This is a genomic window from Streptobacillus notomytis (genome assembly GCF_001902585.1).
In the GTDB taxonomy this organism is placed as follows: Bacteria; Fusobacteriota; Fusobacteriia; order Fusobacteriales; family Leptotrichiaceae; genus Streptobacillus; species Streptobacillus notomytis.
Window position 1 is genome coordinate 1 of sequence record NZ_LKKV01000113.1, and the last position, 3,360, is coordinate 3,360.

Below are 3,360 nucleotides of genomic sequence, written 5' to 3' on the forward strand. Positions count from 1 at the left end.
CTTTAAAATTACCATTTATAATCTAAACCTAACCCAACCCTAAAGACTGTTGAATTATATTTAAACTTTTTATTATCTGTATTATTACTACTACTTCTTACAATATTTACATTATTATCTGCCTTATTTGCAAAAATAAACTTAACCTCTCCAATAGGTTTAACTGTTAATCTCTCTCCTAAAAATTTTAAATCCCCTTCTATTGAAGGATTTATTACTATCTTTGATAAAAGACTAACTCCATAATCATATTTTTCACTATTAATTTTAAAAAAATCTTTACTACTTATCTCTACTATACCATTTGAATCTATCTGTTTTCTCTTGATATCTCTTAATGCACTATATAATGTCTCTGAATCATATCCATTTAAATATGATAGTCCTAACTTACTCTTAATCCTTATATTATCCTTAACCTTATATAAAATACTACTATCATTATACACCTTATACTGATATTGTGTAACTAATAGTGCATCTAAAGTATTTATAGCCCTAATATTTTTATTATTTTCATCTTTTTTACTAAACAATAATATCGCCTTAGCTCCTAACTCATTTATAAACTCCAGATTATTTTTTATCTTATACTCTATATTTCCTCTTAAATCCACAAATCCTAATATCTCTGCTTCTATTCCTGAATCAAAGTATAGTCTATTTGAACTAGTTAGATTTAATTCTCCAAATAACTTTGTTTTATCATTAACAATATAATCTGCCTTATTATCACTCCATGCATTTATCGCAAAAATTTCATATTTATCTAAATAACCTATTAAAAGTGTTGTATTTACACTATTACTTGTTTCTATCTTCTTAGTCTTATTATTATATTCTGCTCCAACCCCAACTAAAGCCAAATGTTCATCAGTTTTTTCTTTATTATCATCAATATTCAAATTAGCTCTATATTTAATATCTGCCTTTATTCCAACATTCCCAATTTTTGTCTTTAATCTATTTGATGTATATGCTGAAAATACTGTATAATCTATATTACTTAAATTATCTTTCTTATATTTATTCGTATCTACTTGTAATTTATCTGTAAATAACTTTCCCTTTATCTTATTTTCTGTATTAAACTCTATCTTATTATTCTTATATCCCAAATCAAATGTAAGCTCTTGTTTATGTAACATTTTATCTGTAGGATCACTTTTAGGTTGCTCTTCCTTCTTATTGTCTTTAGTTCCCTTATTAGCACTATAATCCAATAATGTACTATGCTTTAATGTACTCTTTATATTTATTCTATCCTTATTATAGCCTAATCTAATTTCTCCACCAAATTCTCTTTTCTTATCACTTATTAATATTGTTCCTAAATATGCATGTACCTTACCTGAAAGTTCTATATCTCCTATCTTTCTTGTTAATGTTACATCTCCCTTTAATCTTCCTAATCTCTTTGATATATCTGGCTTTAATTTATAGTTTAAATTTAAATCTATACCTAAATTATCCAACTTTTGATTTACATTAACAAATGTTTCAATTCTTCCTATAAGACTATTAGATGGTATTACTTTTTTTATATTACTTGACGGAAGTGCTTGTAATATTCCAGAAAGTCCATTAAAACTTTCTATTGTATATATCGCCCCTATCTTTGATTTAGTATTACCATAAGTTAAATCTAATACCCCTCCTGATAATAATATTGGATTTCCCTTTAATCTTAAACCTTGTGAATGATAGAACTCTTTCCTTAATGTCTCATCTTCTTCATATTTTTTATCCCATAATCCTTTTAACTTTAATCCCTCTTTTATAGAATCCTCCATTCCATCTTTATATTGATATCCTGTATTTAATGTTAATTCTATATGTTCATTAATTTTTTTCTTAAAAAATACTCCTAAATCTGCTCTACCATGTATAATATATTCTTTCTTTATTTCTCCACTTAGGTATACAAATGCTTCATTACTTTTTCCTAACAAAGCTCCTGCATTTAAAGTATTAATTGGTCTATATCCAAATTTAAAATTCCCATTATTTTCATTATAAGAGTAATCTAATTTTAATTCTGAATTATTTTTAACATACATTGTTGTTGATAAACTTAATATTGAACTTAAAGCTAATATACCTAACATTATTTTATTTTCTATTTTTCCCATGTATATTTCACTCCTGTTCTTAATTTATTATTATATTTACCTGATCCATTATTGTTAAAAGAAATATCAAAAGCATACTCCATATCCATACTAATATTTTTATTAAATTTATACCCTACTTTTATTGTTGGTGTTAATTTAATATTAGTTGCTCTTTTTGGATCATCATCGTCTTTGTTGCTCTTTTTCTCAACATAAGTACTTCCATCTTTTTTATATCTCTCATTCATTTCACTTTTATATACATTATTTATAGTAACAGATAATTTACCTAAAATACTTACATTACTATCTTTCTTTAATTGTTTCTCAAATTCATAACCTAAATATGTTTCAAATTCAAATATTTTATAATTTGTAGAGTTTCTTAAAAAACTTTCCAAATCACTCGACATATCATCTTCTTCTTCTTTTTTACTACTTACATTAGTTGTAAGATGATCATTATTTGTAGAAATAGTTTGATTTCTTTCATTTAAATGATTAACATGTATACCCGATATTAATGTTCCATTATAATCATTACCTTTTAATAAAGTATTTTTATAATCTATTCCTGTTCCTATTAAAAAAGAATATGGAATTAATCTTTTATCTGAATGAAACATAGATAGCCAAAAACTTAGATCATTAACTAATGTAAAATTTTTCCAAAAATCATACTTTATCTTAGTTTCTATCTCATATCTACTTTCTCTTCTTTGTTCATCACTTGTATCACTAAAATCAAGAGATTCCTTATGTGAACTATATCCACCTTTAACATCTATATCAAAATCATTAATTTTTTTCTTATATTCATAACTAAGTCCTATTTTTCTATCAAAATCTATTTTTAATTCCAAATTACCAAATTCTTTAAAATTTAACCCCAATCCTAACCATGTTTCCGATGATCTTAATTCTTTACTATAAGTAGAATCCATTCCAAATCCTAATTTACCTGATAATTTTAAAAATTCATACAATGTTAGTGAACCATTAAGATTTACTCCTTCATCTAATTCCGTACCTTTATTTAATTCTATATTAGAACCTAATTCAACCTTTACTTTCTTAGAATTCTTAAAATCAAATAACTTAGTCTCTTTCTTATCTTCCATAACTTTATTTATTTTCTTAGATACATTCTTAACTGGTTTTTTAGACGATAATGATACATTAGAAATCATAGCAAGCATCAATAAAAAAATTTTTATTCCTCTCATTATTCTCCTCTCCCTACCAT

At 24.9% G+C, this 3,360-nt stretch carries 2 protein-coding genes; both read right to left on the reverse strand.

The window, feature by feature from the left end; all coding sequences use genetic code 11:
- Nucleotides 1-8 precede the first annotated feature (8 nt).
- Nucleotides 9-2,132 (reverse strand): hypothetical protein, encoded by a 2,124-nt coding sequence (locus BUE91_RS06075; protein ID WP_244889894.1) that lies wholly within the window; start codon nt 2,130-2,132, stop codon nt 9-11.
- Nucleotides 2,120-3,340, reverse strand: a complete 1,221-nt coding sequence (locus BUE91_RS06080; RefSeq protein WP_073508285.1) for a hypothetical protein — start codon at nt 3,338-3,340, stop codon at nt 2,120-2,122. The genes BUE91_RS06075 and BUE91_RS06080 overlap by 13 nt, the downstream gene beginning before the upstream one ends.
- Nucleotides 3,341-3,360 lie beyond the last annotated feature (20 nt).

Bases quoted from the DNA above. Each gene is read 5' to 3' on its own strand.
- BUE91_RS06080 (WP_073508285.1), bottom strand. From the start codon at position 3,340: ATGAGAGGAATAAAAATTTTTTTATTGATGCTTGCTATGATTTCTAAT.
- BUE91_RS06075 (WP_244889894.1), bottom strand. From the start codon at position 2,132: ATGGGAAAAATAGAAAATAAAATAATGTTAGGTATATTAGCTTTAAGT.